The 19,805-nt window shown below is 73.7% G+C and carries 13 protein-coding genes; 8 read left to right on the forward strand and 5 right to left on the reverse strand.

Features of this window, described 5'->3' with window-relative positions; genetic code table 11:
* Window positions 1-275: 275 nt before the first annotated feature.
* Together OG711_RS17140 and OG711_RS17145 are read right to left on the reverse strand one after the other, a co-directional pair.
* Window positions 276-1,445, reverse strand: a complete 1,170-nt coding sequence (locus OG711_RS17140) for an epoxide hydrolase family protein (RefSeq protein ID WP_329559669.1) — start codon at window positions 1,443-1,445, stop codon at window positions 276-278.
* Window positions 1,446-1,636: 191 nt separating this feature from the next.
* Window positions 1,637-2,533 (reverse strand): EamA family transporter, encoded by an 897-nt coding sequence (locus tag OG711_RS17145; protein WP_079184401.1) that lies wholly within the window; start codon window positions 2,531-2,533, stop codon window positions 1,637-1,639.
* Window positions 2,534-3,217: 684 nt separating this feature from the next.
* On the opposite strand from OG711_RS17145, the gene OG711_RS17150 reads away from it, so the two are divergent.
* The gene (locus OG711_RS17150; protein WP_329559670.1) at window positions 3,218-4,177 is read left to right on the forward strand and encodes a LysR family transcriptional regulator; all 960 of its coding nucleotides are present in this window, start codon (window positions 3,218-3,220) and stop codon (window positions 4,175-4,177) included.
* Between the two features lie 681 nt (window positions 4,178-4,858).
* Here the strand turns inward: OG711_RS17150 and OG711_RS17155 are convergent.
* Entirely contained in the window at window positions 4,859-7,873 is a 3,015-nt protein-coding gene (locus OG711_RS17155) for an FAD-binding and (Fe-S)-binding domain-containing protein (protein ID WP_329559671.1), read from the reverse strand.
* Between the two features lie 1,797 nt (window positions 7,874-9,670).
* Here OG711_RS17155 and OG711_RS39235 point away from each other — a divergent pair.
* The 6 genes from OG711_RS39235 (at window position 9,671) to serC (ending at window position 16,721) form a co-directional block, all read left to right on the forward strand.
* Window positions 9,671-12,160, forward strand: a complete 2,490-nt coding sequence (locus OG711_RS39235) for an ATP-binding protein (RefSeq protein ID WP_456341298.1) — start codon at window positions 9,671-9,673, stop codon at window positions 12,158-12,160.
* A 155-nt stretch (window positions 12,161-12,315) separates the two neighbouring features.
* Window positions 12,316-12,801 (forward strand): roadblock/LC7 domain-containing protein, encoded by a 486-nt coding sequence (locus tag OG711_RS17165; protein WP_266510491.1) that lies wholly within the window; start codon window positions 12,316-12,318, stop codon window positions 12,799-12,801.
* The gene (locus tag OG711_RS17170) at window positions 12,798-13,157 is read left to right on the forward strand and encodes a DUF742 domain-containing protein (protein ID WP_073783560.1); all 360 of its coding nucleotides are present in this window, start codon (window positions 12,798-12,800) and stop codon (window positions 13,155-13,157) included. The genes OG711_RS17165 and OG711_RS17170 overlap by 4 nt, the downstream gene beginning before the upstream one ends.
* 142 nt (window positions 13,158-13,299) lie before the next feature.
* A complete protein-coding gene (locus tag OG711_RS17175; RefSeq protein ID WP_329563869.1) occupies window positions 13,300-13,968 on the forward strand; it encodes a GTP-binding protein in 669 nt (222 codons plus the stop codon).
* On the forward strand, window positions 13,965-15,401 hold the full coding sequence (locus OG711_RS17180) for a cytochrome P450 (protein WP_329559672.1): 1,437 nt from the start codon (window positions 13,965-13,967) through the stop codon (window positions 15,399-15,401). Before OG711_RS17175 ends, OG711_RS17180 begins: the two co-directional genes overlap by 4 nt.
* Before the next feature lie 201 nt (window positions 15,402-15,602).
* Window positions 15,603-16,721, forward strand: a complete 1,119-nt coding sequence (gene serC, locus OG711_RS17185; protein ID WP_073783558.1) for a phosphoserine transaminase — start codon at window positions 15,603-15,605, stop codon at window positions 16,719-16,721.
* 215 nt (window positions 16,722-16,936) lie between these two features.
* Here the strand turns inward: serC and OG711_RS17190 are convergent, their stop codons facing one another.
* Together OG711_RS17190 and OG711_RS17195 are read right to left on the reverse strand one after the other, a co-directional pair.
* Window positions 16,937-17,806: an ABC transporter permease gene (locus tag OG711_RS17190; protein WP_329559673.1), complete on the reverse strand. Its 870-nt coding sequence runs from the start codon at window positions 17,804-17,806 to the stop codon at window positions 16,937-16,939.
* Window positions 17,803-18,813 (reverse strand): ATP-binding cassette domain-containing protein, encoded by a 1,011-nt coding sequence (locus OG711_RS17195; RefSeq protein WP_073783556.1) that lies wholly within the window; start codon window positions 18,811-18,813, stop codon window positions 17,803-17,805. The genes OG711_RS17190 and OG711_RS17195 overlap by 4 nt, the downstream gene beginning before the upstream one ends.
* Before the next feature lie 128 nt (window positions 18,814-18,941).
* Here OG711_RS17195 and OG711_RS17200 point away from each other — a divergent pair, with 128 nt between their 5' ends.
* On the forward strand, window positions 18,942-19,796 hold the full coding sequence (locus OG711_RS17200; protein WP_329559674.1) for a TetR/AcrR family transcriptional regulator: 855 nt from the start codon (window positions 18,942-18,944) through the stop codon (window positions 19,794-19,796).
* Window positions 19,797-19,805: the final 9 nt, after the last annotated feature.

Genomic DNA, 19,805 nt, shown 5'->3' on the forward strand with positions numbered 1-19,805 from the left:
CGCGGGGGAACGGCCCGGGGCATCCGCCGGGATGGGGCGGGCTCCGGCTGCCTGAGCTGACTGGGGGCTGAGGTCAGACGGGGCGCTGACAGCCCATGCTCGTGACGCGGACGTAGTCCACGTGGCGGCGGCGTATGAGCTGAGGCATGCGGACAGCGTACTGCGGTGACCGACACTCCGGACATGCCCTGGGTCACACTTCGGGCGAACGGCCCGATCCCCCCAGGTCACCGACGAATGAGGTCAGGGGCGAATGAGGTCGGGGTCGAATGAGGTCAGCGGAGGGTGGCGAAGAATGTGGCCATGTCCGCGGCCAAGGGTGCGGGCTGTTCCATGGCGATGAAGTGGTGCACGCCCGGGTTGTCCAGCGGCCAGTGGATCAGGTCGCAGTCGCGGGCGGCGATCCGGCGCAGGCCGGCGATGCCGTGGTAGACGCCGGTCGGGGCGTGCCGTTGCCCCTGGGGCCAGCCGATGGCGGTGGTGTCGTACATGGGCCAGGACGAGGAGCCGAACGTGCCCGTGAACCAGTACAGCGAGGCGTTCGTCAGGATCGCGTCGCGGCCGAGCACGTCCTCCGGGGTCGAGTCGGCCGGGCCGAACTCCTTGAGCTTCTGGAGCATCCACGCGAGGCCCGCGACCGGGGAGTCCTCCCAGCCGTAGGCGAAGGTCTGCGGGGCCGCGCGCAGCAGCGCGTGATGGTCGGTGCCCTGCACCCAGTCGGAGCCCATGATCTTCATGTACGCCGCGTGCTCCTCCTCGGTCAGCCCGGGGACGTCCTCCTCGGACGGGATGCCCAGACCGCCGATGAGGTAGACGCCGACCACCCGCTCCGGGTCCGCCTCGGCCACGGCGGGCGCGATGTAGGCGCCCAGGTCGCCGCCCTGCACGCCGTAGCGCTCGTAACCGAGGCGGCGCATCAGTCCGGCCCACATGCCGCCCACCCGTGCGATGCTCCAGCCCGCCTCCCGGGGCGGCTCCGAGAACCCGAAGCCCGGCGGCGACGGCACCACGACATGGAACGCCTGCCCCGGGTCACCGCCGTGCGCCCTCGGATCGGTGAGGTGACCGATCATGTCGACGAATTCCAGGAACGAGTTGGGCCAGCCATGGGTGAGGACCAGCGGCAGGGCGTCCGGTTCGGGGGAACGGACGTGCAGGAAGTGGATGTCCTGGCCGTCGAGCCGCGTCATGAACTGCGGGAACGCGTTGAGGCGCGCTTCCTGCTCCCGCCAGTCGTACGCGTCCCGCCAGTGGTCGGCCACCTCACGCAGATGCGCGACCGGAACCCCCCGGTCCCACGCGGTGCCCGGGAGTTGCCGGTTCCAACGGGTGCGCGCGAGACGCTCGCGCAGATCGTCCACGTCCCGTTGCGGTATCGCGATCCGGAACGGCCGCACGAGGTCGGCGTCGACACTGGTGGCGGTGGGGACGGTGACGTCGGACATGTGCGCTCGCATCCTGCTGCGCCGGGACCTGTGTTCCGGCTCGGGGTCACGAGCTGACCGTACGATCCATACAGGTCAGGTTCCGTCCTATCGGCGCGCCTCCGTCACACCGTCCGTCGCGCCAACTTCCGGGGCGCGTGCGGCCGATCGGGGGCGCGACCGGTGCGGCCGACCTGATTGACCTGATTGACCTAATGGGCGTCGTCGCCCTCGCGCACCCGGGACCGGTCCCGGGCCCGCTCCCGCGCGCGAGCCGCGCGGCCGCCGCCGATCTGGGTGCGTACCGCGCCCATGCTGGCCACTATGACGAGGGAGATGGCCGCCGCCTGGGACAGCGTCAGCGCCTGGCTGAGCACGAGGAACCCGGCGGCCGCGGCGATGGCCGGTTCGAGGCTCATGAGGACGGCGAACGTGGGGGCGGGGAGCCGTCGCAGGGCGAGGAGTTCCAGGGTGTACGGCAGGACCGAGGACAGGACGGCGATCGCGGCGCCGAGCGCGAGGATGGACGGGTCGAGGAGTTTCGCACCCGACTCCACGATCCCGAACGGAAGGATCAGCACGGACGCGACGATCATGGCGAGCGCGAGCCCGTCGGCCTGCGGGAAGCGGCGGCCGGTGCGGGCGCTGAAGACGATGTACGCGGCCCACATGACGCCCGCCCCGAGGGCGTAGGCCACTCCCGCCGGGTCAAGGGTGTCGAAGCCGCCGCCGCTGAGCAGGAAGACACCGGCGAGCGCGAGTCCGGCCCACAGCAGGTTGACCAGTCGGCGTGAGGTGATGACCGACAGGGCCAGCGGCCCCAGTACCTCCAGGGTGACGGCGGGGCCCATGGGGATACGGGCCACCGACTGGTAGAAGAGGCCGTTCATGGCCGCGAGGGCGACACCGAACGCGACGACGGTGCCCCAGTCGGCGCGGCTGTGGCCGCGCAGCCGGGGACGGCACACCAGCACGAGGATCAACGCGGCGACGACCAGCCGCAGGGTGACCACGCCGAAGGCGCCGGCGCGAGGCATCAGGGTGACGGCGAGCGCCCCGCCGAACTGGACGGATATCCCGCCCGCGAGCACCAGCCCGACAGGTCCCATGGCCCCGAATCGGCCCTTGCCCCCACCGTTGTCCCCATCGGCCCCGCCGTCCGGCAGGGCGGCCACGGCCTCGGGCTGGGCGACGGAGGCCCCGGCGACGGGTGCGGTTCCGGTGACAGCGGGCGGAACGTCCACAGGAGTCCTTTCGAGGCGGCCGTCCGGGACCAGTGGCCCGGACTGGGTCTGCGGTTGTGGGTGGTCGTGGTGCGGAACGGAGCGAGGTACCGGTGCGGGGTGCGGGTGCGGGGCCGTGGAACGACCCCGTGGAGCCGAGCGCCTGTGCGTCGCGGTCACCTTGAGGACATCGACGCGGTGTCCTCATACGGCCGCACCGCATGTCCTCGATGCGACCTCATTGACCGCATTGGCCTAATTGACCGCATTGACCTCACGGCCGTCCACCCCGCGACTGCCGTGCCCTCGAAGTTCACCACACCGCAGTCCATTGCGTTGACCTTAAAAGTGCACTTTACTGCACTCCCGGGGCCCGCGACGGGCAACTGCCCCTGCCCTTTGATCCGCCCACCGCGGCGGTGCACGGACGCGCACGCCCGTACCGACGCGCACCCCAGGGCCACCGGTCGACCCGGTACGACCCGGTGCGTCGGAGGCCCGTCAGCCCACGGTAGGGCCCGTGTCCGTGTCCGTGAAATGCCGATCCCGCCCGGCTTATGCTTCACAGACATGAGCGCTGACAGCGGCCGGGGTACCGGTGACCACCGCCACCGGCCCGGCGGCACGGAACGCGCGGCAGGCCGGACCGGACATCCCGGCCTGCCAAGTCTGCGCACCCTGGAGATCAGGCATCTGCGCTGCTTCCTGGCCATCGCGGAGGAAGGCAGCGTCACGCGCGCGGCGGAGCGGCTGCGGCTCACCCAGCCCGCCGTGTCACGGACGCTCGCGGCGCTGGAGGACGCGCTGGGGGTCCGGCTGGTGGACCGGTCGACGCATCATCTGGCGCTGACCGCGCACGGGCGGGTGTTCCGGGACCGGGCGTCGGCGGCGGTGACGGCGTTCGAGGCCGCGCTCGACGCGGGGCGCGGCAGTCCGCGTCCGCTGCGGGTGGGACACCCGTGGTCGGCGGCCGGGCCGTACACGACCCCGCTGCTGCGGCGCTGGCGCGCGGCGCACCCGTCCGTGCCGCTGGAGCTGCTGCGGATCGACGACCGGACGGCGGGGCTCACCCGTGGGCTGGTCGACGCGGCGTTCCTGCGGGGGCCGGTGACGGCACCCGGGCTGGAGACCGCGGTGCTGTACGAGGAGGGGCAGGTGGCGGCGGTCGCCTCGGACAGCGCGCTGGCGGGCCGGTCCGGTCTGGCCCTGGCGGACCTCGCCGACCGGACGATCGCCCTGAACACGGTCTCCGGGGTGACGACCCTGGACCTCTGGCCGTCCGCGATCCGCCCCACCTCGACCGTCACGGTCGCCAACACGGACGACTGGCTGGCGGCGATCGCGGCGGACCGCGCGGTGGGCGTCTCCGCGACGGCCACCGCCGATATCCATCCGCACGCGGGCGTCGCCTATGTGCCTCTGACCGACGCGCCACGCCTCCCGGTCACCCTCGCCTGGCCCGCCGGGGTCACGGACCCGCGTGTCCGCGATCTGCTGGATCTGGCCCGCGAGGTCGTCGCGGAGCCCTGACCGGGGCCCTGACCGGTTCCTGAACAGGCTCAGACCCGACACGGACGCGTCCACACACATCCGCGCCCCGGCCCGGGGCGGCGCGCACCGACGCGGACCGACGCGGTGCGGCAGGGGCAACGGGTGGGGCCGATGCGGCACGGGACCGGTTTCCAAGGCCGCCGAGTGGTGTCCTCATTCATTCACGCGACGGCGCCCTCATTCCCGTGATCATTTCCTCACGCAAAGAAATGCCTAGTCGCAAAGGACATCTTGGCCCTCGCGGTGTCCTCAATACCTTCGGTGGACGGGACGGCGCAGGGACACAAAAACGTTTGCATTCACAGGGCTTGGCGGTGCGCACTCCGCGCTTCGGGTCGATCGCGTGGCGCGAGTCGAGCCGTCCTGGGCGGCCCGGGGAATTGTTCGGAACTCGCGCGGTGTCCGACGGCACTCGGCGCTCCCCCGCTTACTCCCGCCGTGCTCCCGGAGGGCCCCCACCGCACCCCGATACTCGCGGGGCTCTCGACGTACCGAACCGCCCTTGGTGCCGCGCGCGAGTAACGCGCGCGGGAACCCGTTCGGGAAATGCCTGTGCGTATGCGCGGCCGAAGCCGAGGCTCAGGTCTTGACCGCTGTTTGACCGCTGTTCGAATTACTGCGGGAGCCGGGGCGGAGATCCATGTGGTGCGGTCGCCCTCCTCAGTCCCGGTCCGTGTCCTGTTCGGGCAGCGCGTCGGCCAGGATCTCCGCGAGGTGGCGGCCCCGTACCCCGGCGAGCTGGGCGAGTTGGGTGCGGCACGAGAAGCCGTCGGCGAGGACGACGGCGTCCGGATCGGCGTCCCGTACCGCGGGCAGGAGCTGGTCCTCGGCGCAGCGCACCGACACGTCGTAGTGACCGCGTTCGAAGCCGAAGTTGCCCGCGAGGCCGCAGCAGCCGGAGCTGAGTTCCCCGGTCAGTCCGGCCGCCTCGCGGATCCGGCGGTCGGCGGTGTCGCCGAGCACCGCGTGCTGGTGGCAGTGGGTCTGCCCCACGACGGGCCGGTCCAGCACCGGGGGGCGCCAGCCGGGCACCTGGGCCTCCAGCGTCTCGGCGAACGTACGGACCGAGGCGGCGAGTTCGGCGGCGCGCGGGTCGTCCGGGAGCAGCTCCGGGAGATCGGTGCGCAGGGTCGCGGCGCAGCTGGGTTCCAGGACGGTGACCGGGATGCCGGGCATCGTGGGGGCGAGCAGGTCGAGGGTGCGGGTCATCACGGCCCGGGCGAGCCCGAGTTGTCCCGTCGACACATAGGTCAGGCCGCAGCACACCCCTGACGGCGGGAGCAGCACCGTCTGTCCCGCGTCCTCCAGAACACGCACCGCCGCGCGGCCGACCTGCGGGGCCAGATGGTCGGTGAACGTGTCCGGCCACAGCACGGTGGCCTGGCTGGTCGACAGGATGCGTGTCCCCGAGCCCCGTTCCCGGGTGCGCCGTGCCATCCAGCGGGTGAACGGCTCCGCGGCCAGCCGGGGCAGTTCGCGTTCCGGGGCGATGCCGCCGAGCCGCTTCGCGAGGGCCGCGAGCGGGCGCACGCGCGCGAGGGCGTTCACCAGCGGGGCGGTACGGGTGGCCGCCACCAGGCCGAGCCAGCGCGGGAGCCGTCCCATCGCGTAGTGGGCGGCGGGGCGGACCCGGCCCGCGTAGTGGTGGTGCAGGAACTCCGCCTTGTAGGTGGCCATGTCGACGCCGACGGGGCAGTCGGAACGGCATCCCTTGCACGACAGGCACAGGTCGAGCGCGTCCCGGACCTCCGTGGACCGCCAGCCGTCCGTCACGACGGCGTCGGGTGCGCCCGCCTGGCCCGCCAGCATCTCGTGCAGCAGACGCGCGCGCCCGCGCGTGGAGTGCTCCTCCTCGCCGGTCGCGCGGAACGAGGGGCACATCACGTCCGGTCCCGGACCCGCCGTGCGGCACTTCGCGACGCCGACACATCTGCGTACGGCCGCCGAGAAGTCGCCGCCGTCCTGCGGGTACCCGAACTCCACGGGCACGGGTTCGCGGGGCAGCACCGCGAACCGCAGCTGTGCGTCGAGCGGTGCCGGCCGCACCAGTACCCCGGGATTGAGGACACCGTCCGGGTCCCATACCGCCTTGACCCGCTCGAACAGCCCGACCAGTTCCGTCCCGTACATCCTGGGCAGCAGCTCCGCGCGCGCCATGCCGTCCCCGTGCTCGCCGGACAGCGAGCCGCCGTGGGTCACCACCAGGTCGGCGAGTTCCTCGGAGAAGGTCCGGAAGCGTGCCACCCCGGGGGCGGTGATCAGGTCGAAGTCGACGCGGACATGGACGCATCCCTCGCCGAAGTGGCCGTACGGGGTGCCGCGCAGCCCGTGGGCGGCCAGCAGCGCCCGGAAGTCCCGCAGATACGCGCCCAGCCGGGCGGGCGGCACCGCGCAGTCCTCCCAGCCGGGCCACGCCTCGGAGCCGTCGGGCATCCGGGTCGCCGTGCCCGCCGCGTCCTCCCTGATCCGCCACAACGCGCGCTGGCCCGCCGGGTCGGTGACGACCAGCGCGCCGACCGGGTCCGCCGTCCGGACGACGGCCTCGGCACGCGCCCTGGCCTCGGCGGGGGTGTCACCGCCGGTCTCCACGAACAGCCAGGCGGCGCCCTTGGGCAGCCCGCCCCGCGCGCGTGGGGGCACGAGATCGGCGGCCATCCCCTCCACCGTGAGCGGGCCGTGCGGCAGCAGGGCGGGGGCAGCGTCGGCCGCCGCGCTCTCGTCCGCGTAGCCGAGCACGGCGAGCGCACGCGCGTGGGGCGGGGCGACCAGTGCGACGGTGGCCTCGGTGAGCAGTCCGAGCGTGCCCTCGGAGCCGCAGAACGCGCGGGCGACGTCCGCGCCGTTCTCCGGCAGCAGGGCGTCCAGCGCGTAGCCGGAGATCCGGCGCGGGAGGTCGGGGTATCCGGTGCGGAGCAGCGCCAACCGGGACTCGATCAGCGGACGGAGCGCGGCGGGTGCCCCCGTCCAGCCGGGGCCCAGTCGGACGAGGACGGGGGACGCGGGGGGTGTTCGGGACGCCGGGGAGGAGCCAGCGGCGGGCCCGGGGCCTGGCGGGCCTACGGGACCCACGACGCCGGGACCGCCGGAACCCTCGGCGCCGGGGCCCGTGGCGGGCAGGGACCCGGTGGTCGGGGCCGCGGCGGCGGGGGGCTGGAGGACCACGGCCGAGAGGTGGCGGACGTTGTCGGCGGTCGTCCCCCAGGCGACCGAGTGGGCCCCGCACGAGTTGTTGCCCACCATCCCGCCGATCGTGCACCGGCCGTGGGTCGACGGGTCGGGGCCGAAGCGCAGCCCGTGCGGTGCGGCGGCCTCCTGGAGCCGGTCCAGGACGAGCCCCGGCTGGACGGTGGCGGTCCGGGCTGCCGGGTCGAGCGAGACGAGCCGGTTCATGTGCCGGGTGAAGTCGAGGACCACGCCGACGCCCGTGGCCTGTCCCGCGATCGACGTGCCGCCGCCCCGGGCGACCACCGGGACGCCGTACTCCCGGCAGACGGCGACCGCGGCGAGGACATCGTCCGCGTCCCTCGGCGCCACCACGCCGAGCGGCACCCGGCGGTAGTTGGAGGCGTCCATGGTGGTGAGGGCGCGGGCGGTGGCCCCGAAGTCGACCTCTCCGGCCACCGCGGCGCGCAGCGCTGTCCGCAGACCGTCGGGCTCGGCACGTTGATCCGTCATGCCTCCAGCATCCCCCGGGCCCGTTCCGGTACCGGGCAACGGGCCGGACGGCGAACCCCGTTCCCCCGCGTGGCACGACGTGCCAACGATCATGTGCGTAGTCCGGTCCCCGCAGAAGTCCGGACGGGGGCGTCGATCGCCGTAGACGAGGTGGTCGGGGCATCGGGCATGACGCGGTGACCTCACGGGCAGAGACATCCGGGCGGACACCATGAGGACACGTCGTGGCCGACGACAGCGGCCACCAAGCGGACACCAAGCGGACACCGAAGCGGCCATACAGCGGCCACGCACACCCGAGCGCCCGCGCGCACGACCCCCACCACCGCACATCCCACCCACCCGCACCACCTGCCACCCGGACCACCGGCGACACCGGCGCCCACCCACGCGCCCGCGCCCCCATACGCCCGCGCGCCCGTGCGCCCTTATATCCAGGCGCCCACACGACCAGGCGTCCGCGCACTCCCATCCCACCCGACCCACACCTCACGACCCACGCCTCACACACGTGGGCCGCGCACATGGACCACACGCAAGGACCGCGCACAAGGACCGCACAGCCCCCACGCAGCCGCCGGAGAACACGGATCACCCGCCGGAATGGAGACCCGGAAGGGCCGGGGAAGGCCGGGGGAAGCGCCACGAGAAGCACCCGGGGGAAGCGGGCGGGAAGGGGGACCGGAAGGACCCTGGACGGCGCCGTTGCCTCCCGTCGGGAATTGACGAGGAATCGGGCGTTGTGATCGCGGCTCGTGAGCAATTCAAGCAATTCCCGTACAGGTATCGCCACCAGGACGTCACCCGCAGCACACTCTGGCCTCATGAACCGCACAGGAGCCCCACAAGGGAAGCTGTGCGGCGGCGACTCCGGTAGCTCAGTGGGCGGGAGTCCCGTAATCCGGCGGCTGAATGTTCCCAACACGTTCAGGAACTCTCCTATAGTGACGGCAAGTTGAGCGGAGAGTGGCGCTTCCTGAACGGAGGGTCGCTTTCACCGCTCCCGTAACTCCCGCAGCACCGCCTGATGTCCCGGGGTCCGACCGCCCTCAGGACCCACCCCGAGCCGGACCGCCGGGCACCCGCCCGGCACCGGACCACGACAGCCGCCCGAGGACTCGCCCACCGAGGACACGATCCGAGGACCCGATGATGACCGCGTCCACGCCGCCCGTGCGCCCCGCGTCCGGACAGCCGCACCCCGCGCCCGAACCGCACGGTCCGGCCGTGGCGCGTCAGCGCACCCTCACCGTGGCGGACCCCGTCCCGGCGTCCACGACGAACACCGTCCCGTGCCCCTCCGGCCAAGGAGCCACCGCGCACATCCCGCTGCCCTCGGGCACCTCCCCCCACATAGCCCCGCCCCGGCGCACGGCCCCTCCCGCGCGGGCCGAGCGGGGCACCCGCCCCTGGACCGGAGCGGCCGGCCCCCGGCTGAGCACCCCCTCCCCGGCCCCGTCCGCACAGCGCGTGCCCGGCGTCTCCGAGCGGCCGTACGACACCTCCCCGTCGGCCGGCCCGTCCTGGGCCCAGCCCACCGGCTCGTTCTCGGGCTCGGCCCCGGGCTCGTCCACCGGCGCCCCCACCCCGCCGTCGACCGCCGTCGCCACCAAGGTCCGGTCCGCCTCCGGATCCACGGACCCGTCCGCCGTCCCCACCGCCTCGCCCACCTCCTCGTACGCCGCCTCGCCCAGCACCGCGCCCACCCCGGTCAGCAGCCCGCTCCTCACCCTCCCTCGCGCCAAGGCGCAGGTCACCGGGGTCGCGCCCCGCGCGCTGCCCTCCGTCCTGTGCGGGATGCTGACGCTCTCGCTCGCCGCCGTGGCCGTCCTCGCCGCCGCGCTGTGGGCGCCGGCGGACACCCGGCGCGTGGTCGTCCTGGGCGGCGCCGCCGCCGGCGCGCTGCTGCTGGCGCTCGCGGTCGCCGTCGCCCACCGCGCGCTGCGCGCCACACGGCTGCTGCGCGACCAGCTCGACGCCATGACTGGTGACACGGGTCGACTGCTGGGCGAGCGGGCCCGCCTCGTCGAGGAGCTGGCCCGGGAACGGGAGCTCCACACCGAGGAACTGCGCCGTGAGCGCGACCGGGGCACCGACGCACTCGCCCGCGAGCGGGACCGGCTCGACGCCGAGATGGACCGCGAGCGCGAACGGTTCACCACGGAGACCGTCCGGCTGACCGAGGAGGCCGCGCGCCTCGCGGCGGAGACCGACCGGGTGACCGCCGACCGGGCCGCGTCCCTGGCCGCCTGCGCCAACGCCGCCGGACGGCTCCAGGCCCTGACCACCGACACCCTCGCCGAGCTGCGCCGGATGGAGGACGAGCACGCCGACGAGGACGTGCTCGCGGACCTGCTGCACATCGACCACCGCACCGCGCAGACCGGCCGGGTCGCGGACTCGGTCGCGGTGCTCACCGGGGCACGTTCCGGCCGCCGCTGGGCCCGCCCGATCGTGATGGAGTCGATCCTGCGCGGGGCGATGGGCCGGATCGGCGCCTATCAGCGCGTACGGGTGCACTCCACCAGCGAGATCGCCATCGTCGGCCACGCGGCGGAAGGGGTGATGCACGCCCTCGCCGAGATCCTCGACAACGCGGCGAACTTCTCGCCGCCGACCGCCGAGGTCCATGTGTACGTGGAGGAGGTGCCGGCGGGGGTCATCGTCTCCGTCGAGGACAGCGGTCTGGTGATGAGCGAGTTCCAGCTCCGCCGCGCCGAGCGGGCCGTCTCCGGCGACACGTCGGGGCTCGGCGGACTGTCCGGTACGCGGCTGGGGCTCGCCGTGGTCGGGCGGCTGGCCCGTAAGCACGGACTGACGGTGTCGTTCCGTCCGTCGGCGCGGGGCGGTACGGGCGTGGTCGTGATGGTTCCCCGGAACCTGCTGACCGGCCTGGACGCCGTGCCCGCGCGGCACGAGGCCCTGCCGGACGCCTTCCCGGACGCCGGCCACCCCGACCCCGGCCACGCGTCCGACGCGCACCCGGCACCGGCACCGGCACCGGTCCACGCGCACGGCCCGGTCCAGGACCGCACCCACGTCCACGACCGCGTCCACGGCCAGGACCCCGCCTCCCCGGGCCCCTGGCCGTCCGCACCTGCCGCACCGTCCGCACCTGTCGTGCCTGCCGACGCACCGGTAGCCGCGCCCGCCGCACCCACCGCACCCACCGCACCCACCACCGGACAGGCGACACCGGCCGCATCACCGGCGCCCACCACATCGGCCACGCACGCCGCACCCGCCGGGCCCATCGCCGGACAGGCGACGTCAGCCGCACAAAGGTCACCCGCCGTCCCGGCGGACGCCCTGCCCGCCACACCCGCCCGGACCGCCGCCCTGACCGCCTCCCACCCCCGCCCGGAGCTCACCGCTCCCGCCGGGGCCGCGCGTCCCGCCCCGGACCGGCCGCTCCCGCAACCCGCACCGCACCCGCTGTCCTTCTCGTACGCCGCAGCGCGCACCTCGTCGGACGACGGCGTCGACATCGAGTCGCCGCCGTCCCACGGCGGGCCCCGCGCGTCGGGACCCGCCGCCGACCGTTCCCCCGCGCACCCCCCGTTGCGCACCCGGCCCACCACCACGGCGCGCGCCACCCCCGCCGGTACCGCGACGGGAACCGCCGTCGGTGCCCCGTACGCCACCACCCAGGACGCCACCCGGGACGCCGCCCGTCCCGACCACCACGGCGACCATCCCGCCGACCGCCAGGACGACCACCGCGCCGCCCCCCGCGACCAGCGGGAACACCGCGAGCACCGGACCGACCCCGCGCCCGGCGGCACCCACAGCACTCCCCACGGCACACCGCGACATGACTCCCCGCAGCACGGCTCCGCCCAGTACAACTCCCCGCAGCCCACCGCGCGCAGCACCGCCCGCACCACCGCACCGCGCAGCCCTGAGCGGGAGCGCACCGCCGAGCGGAGCGACGTGACCGGCCCCTCCCCGGCCGATACGGCGTCCCCCGCCGACCCGTCGGACACCCGCGGCCCGTCGTCCCCCGCCGACCCGACCGCCGCGGCCCCCCTCGCCGCCCGGCCCGGGTCGCTGCCCGTGCGGCCCCGGGGCCGTACCCTCGCCACCGCCGAGGCGCGGCGGTTCAGCGACGTACGGTTCACCGCACCGCGGCCCATCGGCGAACCCGTGGACATCAAGGCCCGCGCGGCCCGCTTCAGCAGTTTCCGAGAGGCCGTACGCGCCACTCCCCCGGCCCCAGACCCCGCGCCGCAGCCTTCGGCGCACCGGGTCGACCCGCACCACCAGGAAGGCGACCTCCCTCGATGACCGGCACCACCAGTTCCCGCACGACCGGCCAGGCCCGCCCCGCGAGCACGGCCGACGGCGACCCGGCCACCGCTACGGCCGCCGCCACCGCCAAGGCCGCCGTCACCGCCACGGCCTACGACGCGGCGTACCCGCTGGCGACCTACAGCGCCGACATGGTCCACCGCGCTCCCTCCCCGGACGCGACGACCACCGTGGACGACACCTTCACCTGGCTCCTGGAGGATCTGCTCGCCCGCACCCCCGGGGCCCGGCACGCCCTGGTGCTGTCCCGGGACGGGCTGAAGCTGTGCCGCACCCCGGAGCTGTCGGTCGACCAGGCGGACCAGCTCGCGGCGATCGCGGCGGGCATCCACTCGCTTTCGCACGGCGCGTCCGTCGAGTTCGGGAACGGCGGGGGCGGCGTGCGGTCCGCGATGGCGGAGTTCCACGGCGGGGTGCTGTTCATCGTGGAGGCGGGACAGGGCGCGCATGTCGCGGTGATCGCCGACGAGGACGCCGAGGCCGGGACCGTCGGGCGGCACATGAGCGAGCTGGTCGGGCAACTGGGCGCGCATCTCTCCGCCGACGCCCCCACGGTGGACGCCGCGGTGGACGATTCCCGGGCCCCGGACGGACCGCGTAGCGCACCCGGCCAGTGACCCGTCCCGGCCGGGACGACGTACCGGACCGGCTCTACACGCTCACCGGCGGACGCAGCAGGCCGACCGGGGACACCGTGCTGGACCTGGTGACCCTGATCGTCGCGGAGTGCGAGCCCCGGCCCGGTATGCAGTCGGAGCACGCGGCCATCCTGCGGATGTGCCGGCTGCCGACCGCCGTGGTGGAGATCGCGGCCGATCTGCGTCTCCCGGTGAGCATCACGCGGGTGCTGCTGTCCGATCTGCTGGCGGCACACCGGATCAGCGCCCGCCATCCGCGGCCGCCGACGCCGCGTGAGAGCGTTCCCGATTCCGATCTCCTGGAGCAGGTGCTCGTTGGACTCCGCAGAATTTGACGGCTCCCCCCGGAGCGGGGGGAGCGGCCCGTCCGGGGGGAGCGGACCGCACCCGGGCCACCCAGGTCCCCCGGGCACGGCCCCGTACCCGGACGGCGTCCCGGCCCCGTTCCCGGACGGGGACGAGCCGCCCGGCGGGCGGCTGTCGCTGCGGGCGACCGCCGAGACCGGGCTGAAGATCGTCGTCGTGGGCGGCTTCGGGGTCGGCAAGACCACCCTGGTCCGGTCGGTGAGCGAGATCCGTCCGCTGAACACGGAGGAGACGCTGACCCGGACGGGCGAGGGGATCGACGACCTCACCGGGGTGGCGGACAAGTCGGGGACGACCGTCGCGTTCGACTTCGGCCGGATCACGCTGGGCCCGCGGCATGTGCTGTATCTGTTCGGGGCGCCCGGTCAGGACCGGTTCTGGTTCCTGTGGGACCAGCTGTTCGCGGGCGCGCTGGGTGCGGTGGTGCTGGTCGACACCCGGCGGATAGACGACTGCTGGTACGCCATCGACCGGCTGGAGCGGCTCGGTACGCCGTTCATCGTGGCCCGCAACGACTTCGGCGGTCATCCGTACTCGCCCACGGAGCTGCGGGCCGCCCTGGACCTGGCCCCGGACATCCCGGTGATCGACTGCGACGCGCGGTCGCGGGAGTCCAGCGCGGCGGTGCTGATCACCCTGGTCGAGCATCTGACCCGGCGACATGACGCCGGAGTCCCGCCGCCGGGCCCCGGCGCGGACCTGGTCACGGACCCGGTCACGGACCCGGGCGCGCTGGTGGGTCCGGCCGGGGCGACCAGCCCGCGGGACAGCACCGCATGACGGGTTCCGGGCCCCCGCCCAACCCCCACACCCCGCACCCACCGCCGTCCCCGGACACCCCATCGTCCCCGTACACACCGATCCCCCCGAACAACCCACCGCCCCCGTACGCACCGACATCCCCCCGCACACCGTCCGCCTGGGACGCCCCGTACACCCCGCCCAACCCGCACACCCCGCACACCCCGCACACCCCACCCATACCGTCCGCCCCGGGCAGCGAGGCCCCCGACCCGCGGCCGGTCCCGCTCGACCGGCTGCGGCTGCCCAGCGACCCGTCCGCGCTCTACCAGGAGCTGCGCGCGGCGCACGGCCCCGTCGCCCCGGTCCTGCTCGACGGGGACATACCGGCCTGGCTGGTCCTCGGGTACCGGGAGCTGCACCAGGTGACGGCCGATCCGGCGCTGTTCAGCCGGGACGCGGAGCTGTGGAACCAGTGGCCCCGGATACCCGGCGACTGGCCGCTGCTGCCGGTGGTCGGACGGGCCCGGCCACCGGTGCCGCACCCGGCCGGGGAGGGACGCGCCCGGCGGGCGGCGATGATCGCGGACGCGCTCACGGCCGTGGACCCGGCCCGGCTCCAGGGGTACGCGGAGCGGTTCGCGGACGCCCTGGTCGACGGATTCTGCGCGCGGGGCGCGGCGGACGTGATCGGGGAGTACGCGACGCTGCTGCCGGTCCGGGTGCTGGCGGCGGTGTTCGGCTTCCCGCCGGAGGAGGGGCCGGGGCTCGCCTCGGCGGTGAACGGGGACGGGGGCACGGATGGCGGGCAGGGGCTCGCGCGGGCCGTGGCCAGGCTGCTGGAGCGCCGCCGCCGCACCCCGGGGCAGGACATCGTGTCCCGGCTGCTCGCCTCCCCCGAGGGCCTGCCGGACGACGAGATCGCCCGGGACCTGACGTCGCTGCTGACGGTCGGCCATCAGCCGACGGCCGACTGGATCGGCAACTCGCTGCGGCTGATGCTGACCGAGGACCGGTTCGCGGCGTCGCTGTTCGGGGGACGGCGCAGCGTGGTCGAGGCGATGAACGAGGTGCTGTGGGAGGACACCCCCACCCAGAACGTCGTCGGCCGCTGGGCGTCCCGGGACACCCTGCTCGGCGGGCGCCGTGTCCGCGCGGGCGATCTGCTGGTCCTCTCCCTCGCGGCGGCCAACTCCGACCCGGGGATACGTGCCGACCGGACCGTCCCGACCGGCGGGAACGCCGCGTTCTTCTCCTTCGGGCACGGCGCGCACCGCTGTCCGTTCCCGGCCCGGGAGATCGCGGAGGTCATCGCGCGGACGGCGATCGAGGTGATCCTGGACCGGCTGCCGGACCTGGACCTGGCGGTGCCGCCGCAGGCGCTGACCCGGCATCCGTCCCCGTGGCTGCGCGGTTTGTCGGCCCTGCCCGTCCGGTTCACCCCGACGACGGTGGTCGGCCCGGAGCACTGACACGTACGGGAGCACCGGCGCGGACGGGAGTACCGATCCGCACCGGAGCACCGACCGACGCCCGGCCCGCACCGGCCCCGGACCCGTCCCGGACCTCGCCCCCGCACCCCGCCCGTCCACGTCTGTCCACGTGGCGGAGGGGTTGTCTCAGCCGCCGGACACCCCGACCGGGGGTGTCGGGCGACGGGCTAGGCTCGGCGCGTGGCTGAGATCCAGATTCCCGCTGACATCAAGCCCGCGGACGGCCGTTTCGGCGCGGGCCCCTCCAAGGTGCGGACGGCGGCGCTGGACGCCCTCGCCGCCACCGGTACGTCACTGCTCGGCACCTCCCATCGTCAGGCCCCGGTGAAGAACCTGGTGGGCCGGGTGCGTGAGGGTGTGCGCGAGCTGTTCCAGCTCCCCGACGGGTACGAGGTGATCCTCGGCAACGGCGGCTCCACCGCGTTCTGGGACATCGCGACCCATGGGCTCATCGAGAACAAGTCGCAGCACCTGACGTTCGGTGAGTTCTCCTCGAAGTTCGCCAAGGCCGCCAAGCTCGCGCCGTGGCTCCAGGACCCGTCGGTGGTCTCCTCCGACCCGGGCACGCATCCGCTGGCCGTCGCCGAGGCGGGTGTCGACGTCTACGCGTACACCCACAACGAGACCTCGACCGGTGTCGCGATGCCGCTGAACCGGGTCGCCGGCGCCGACGAGGGCTCGCTGGTGCTGGTCGACGCGACGTCCGGCGCGGGCGGTCTGCCCGTCGACATCGCCGAGACGGACGTGTACTACTTCGCACCGCAGAAGTCGTTCGGCTCGGACGGCGGTCTGTGGCTCGGGATCTTCTCCCCCGCCGCGATCGAGCGCGCCACGCGTGTCCACGCCTCGGGACGGCACATCCCGGAGTTCTTCTCGCTGCCGACGGCGATCGACAACTCCCGCAAGAACCAGACGTACAACACGCCGTCGCTGACGACGCTGTTCCTGCTGGCCGACCAGCTCGAATGGTTCAACGGCCAGGGCGGTCTCGACTGGACGGTGGGCCGCACCACGGCCTCCGCGAACGCGCTGTACGGCTGGGCCGAGCAGAGCAAGTTCGCGAACCCGTTCGTCGCGGACCCGGCACAGCGGTCGTCCGTGATCGGCACGATCGACTTCGTGGACGAGGTGGACGCCGCCGCCGTCGCGAAGACGCTGCGCGCCAACGGCATCGTGGACACCGAGCCGTACCGCAAGCTGGGGCGCAACCAGCTCCGGGTGGCGATGTTCCCGGCGATCGACCCGGCGGACGTCGAGGCCCTGACGAAGTGCGTCGACTACGTCATCGAGCAGCTCTGATCCACCGTCCCCCACGCGGGGACACGTCGAGGGGGCGGTACCCGGCCGGGTACCGCCCCTTCGGCGTTCACGCGGACGCCCCGCTCACCGGTCGGCGCCGACGCTCTCCCACAGTCCAGCGGTCACGGCGACGGCCTTCCCGCGACCCACCGGCCACGGCGACGGCCTCTCACCGGCCACGACAACCCCTCACCTGTCGGCGCCGACGCCCCCGGTCAGCGGCTGAGCCGCTGGAAGCGGCGGACCGCCACCGGCAGGAAGATCGCGGTGATCACCAGCGGCCAGACGACCGCCATGAGCACGGCGTTCTGCTCGACCCAGGAGCCGCCGCTGCCGACAGGGGTGCCGAACAGCTCCCGGGAGGCCGCGACCGTGGAGGAGATCGGGTTCCAGGCGGCGACATGCCCGAGCCAGTCCGGCATCAGCTGGGGCGCGACATAGATGCTGGAGATCATCGTCAGCGGGAACGCGACCGCGAAGAGCCCGCCCGCGGCCTCCGGGTTCGGCACCATCAGGCCCAGCCACACACCCACCCAGATCAGGCAGAAGCGCAGCAGCAGGAGCAGCCCGAAGGCACCGAAGGCGGCGGCGACACCGCCCTGCGGACGCCAGCCCATGAGCAGGGCCGTCAGCATCAGGATCGTCAGCTCGGCACAGGCCACGATCAGATCGGTGACACCGCGGCCCGCGACCACGGCGGACGAGGACATCGGCATCGAGCGGAACCGGTCGATGACGCCCTTGGTGGCGTCGTACACCACGACGGTCGCGGTGTTGATGAACCCGAAGGCCATCGTCATCGCGAACATGCCGGGCATCAGGAAGTCCCGGTAGTCGCCGCCGCCCGGCACGGTCATCGCGCTGCCGAACACATACCCGTACAGCAGCACGGACAGGATCGGGAAGCCGAGCTGCCAGGCGATGTTGACGGGCTGGCGCTGGTAGTGGGTCAGCCCCCGGCGGACGATGTTCCAGGAATCGGCGAACGCCCAGTAGAGCCGTCCGTGCTCCTCCACGACGGGCCCGCCGGACGGGGTGCCGGCCACGGGGTCCGTGAGGTCCTTCTCGGTGGTGGTCGCGGTCATCGCCGGACATCCCCCTTCGTGTCGCTGTTCCCGCCGGTGGTGCCCGCCGCCGCTTCCTCGTCCGCCTTGGCGCGGTGTCCCGTGAGCCGCAGGAACACATCGTCCAGGCTGGGCCTGCGCAGCCCGATGTCCTCGACCTGGACGCCCTCGTCCTGAAGGGTCCGGGCGACCTCGGTGAGCGCGGCCACCCGGTCGGTGACGGGAGCGTGCACCCGGCGCTCGGACTCCTCCGTCTCCGGTTCGCCCGCGCTGACCTTGGCGACGACCCGCACCGCGCGCGGGATGTCGGCGCGCTCGGCGACGACGACCTCGATACGGTCGCCGCCGACGGTGTTCTTCAGCCCGTCGGGGGTGTCGTCCGCGATGGACCGGCCCCGGTCGATGACGGTGATCCGGGAGGCGAGCTTGTCGGCCTCCTCCAGGTACTGCGTGGTCAGCAGGACCGTCGTACCGCTCGCGACCAGCTCACGGACCGACTCCCAGACCTCGCCCCGGCTGCGCGGGTCGAGCCCGGTCGTCGGCTCGTCCAGGAACAGGACGTCCGGCGCGAGGATCATCGACGCGGCCAGGTCCAGCCGCCTGCGCATCCCGCCGCTGTACTTGCCGACCCCCCGGTCGCCCGCCTCCACCAGGTCGAACTGCTCCAGCAGCTCGGTGGCCCGGCGGCGCGCCCCGGCCCCGCCGAGATGGAAGAGCCGCCCGAACATCTCCAGGTTCTGCCGGCCGGTCAGCACCTCGTCCACCGCGGCGTACTGGCCGGTGAGGCCGATCCGGGCGCGGACCGCGCGCGGGTCCTTCGCCACATCGACGCCGGCCACCGTGGCCCGGCCGCCGTCCAGTGTGACCAGCGTGGACAGTATGCGGACGGCCGTGGTCTTGCCCGCGCCGTTGGGCCCGAGCAGTCCGTGCACCGTCCCCCGCCGCACCGTCAGGTCGAAGCCGTCCAGTGCGTTCTTCTCGCCGTACCTCTTCTGCAAGCCCTCAGCGTGCACCGCGTACGTGCTCATCCGACCTCCACCCCGTGCGCTTCCCTCGTGCGGCGTTCCCGCCGCCGCACCCCTCTAACTGGGTACACCGTACCCGATGAAGAGTACGCCGTACCCAATTATTTCCCCAGCGGTTTAAACTGCCCGGTATGGAGAGCATCGGGACCAGCGGCAGCGGCGACATCCAGCGCACCCTCGAACTGCTCTGGGAGCCGGAACGCCGGCCCACCCGGGGTCCGAAACCGACGCTGTCCGTCGAGCGGATCGTGCTGGCCGCGATCGAGGTCGCCGACGCGGAGGGCATCGACGCGGTGTCCATGCGGCGGCTCTCCACCGAGCTGGGCACCGGCACCATGTCGCTGTACCGCTATCTCCCCGGCAAGGCCGAGCTGCTGGACCTGATGCTGGACCGGGTGCAGAAGCCGTCCGAGGAGCCGACCGCCCTCGGCACGACGTGGCGCGAGGCCGTCGAGATCCTGGCCCGGGAGACCTTCGCGCTCTACCGGCGCCACCCCTGGCTGCTCCAGATCAACCAGGCCCGGCCGGTGCTGGGGCCCGCCACCCTGGACGGCATGGAGAAGATGCTCGCCCTGATCCGCCCCATGGGCCTGTCCGACCCCGAGCTGCTGTCGGTGCTGATCATGGTCGACGGCTATGTGTCCGGCGTCGCCCGCAGCCACGCCCATGAGATCGAGGCGACCGAGCAGACCGGGCGCACCGACACCGAGTTCTGGACGGAACAGGGCCCCTATCTGGACCAGGTCATGCGCAGCGGGCGCTACCCGATGATGGCGTCACTGTCCCCGGACACGTTCGGGCCCGGCTTCGACCACTTCGAGTTCGGGCTCCAGCGCATCCTGGCGGGCCTGGACACCCTGGTGGCCGCCCGCGGCGCCGACCCGGCCCCGGTACCCCCGACGCCGCCCCCGGGACCGTGCGCGCCCCTGGGTCCGGCCCCGGCCGACGGGACCGCGACGGACCAGGGCGGCCCGCCCGCCCCCTGACCGCCCGGC

Source organism: Streptomyces uncialis, assembly GCF_036250755.1.
Taxonomy (GTDB): domain Bacteria; phylum Actinomycetota; class Actinomycetes; order Streptomycetales; family Streptomycetaceae; genus Streptomyces; species Streptomyces uncialis.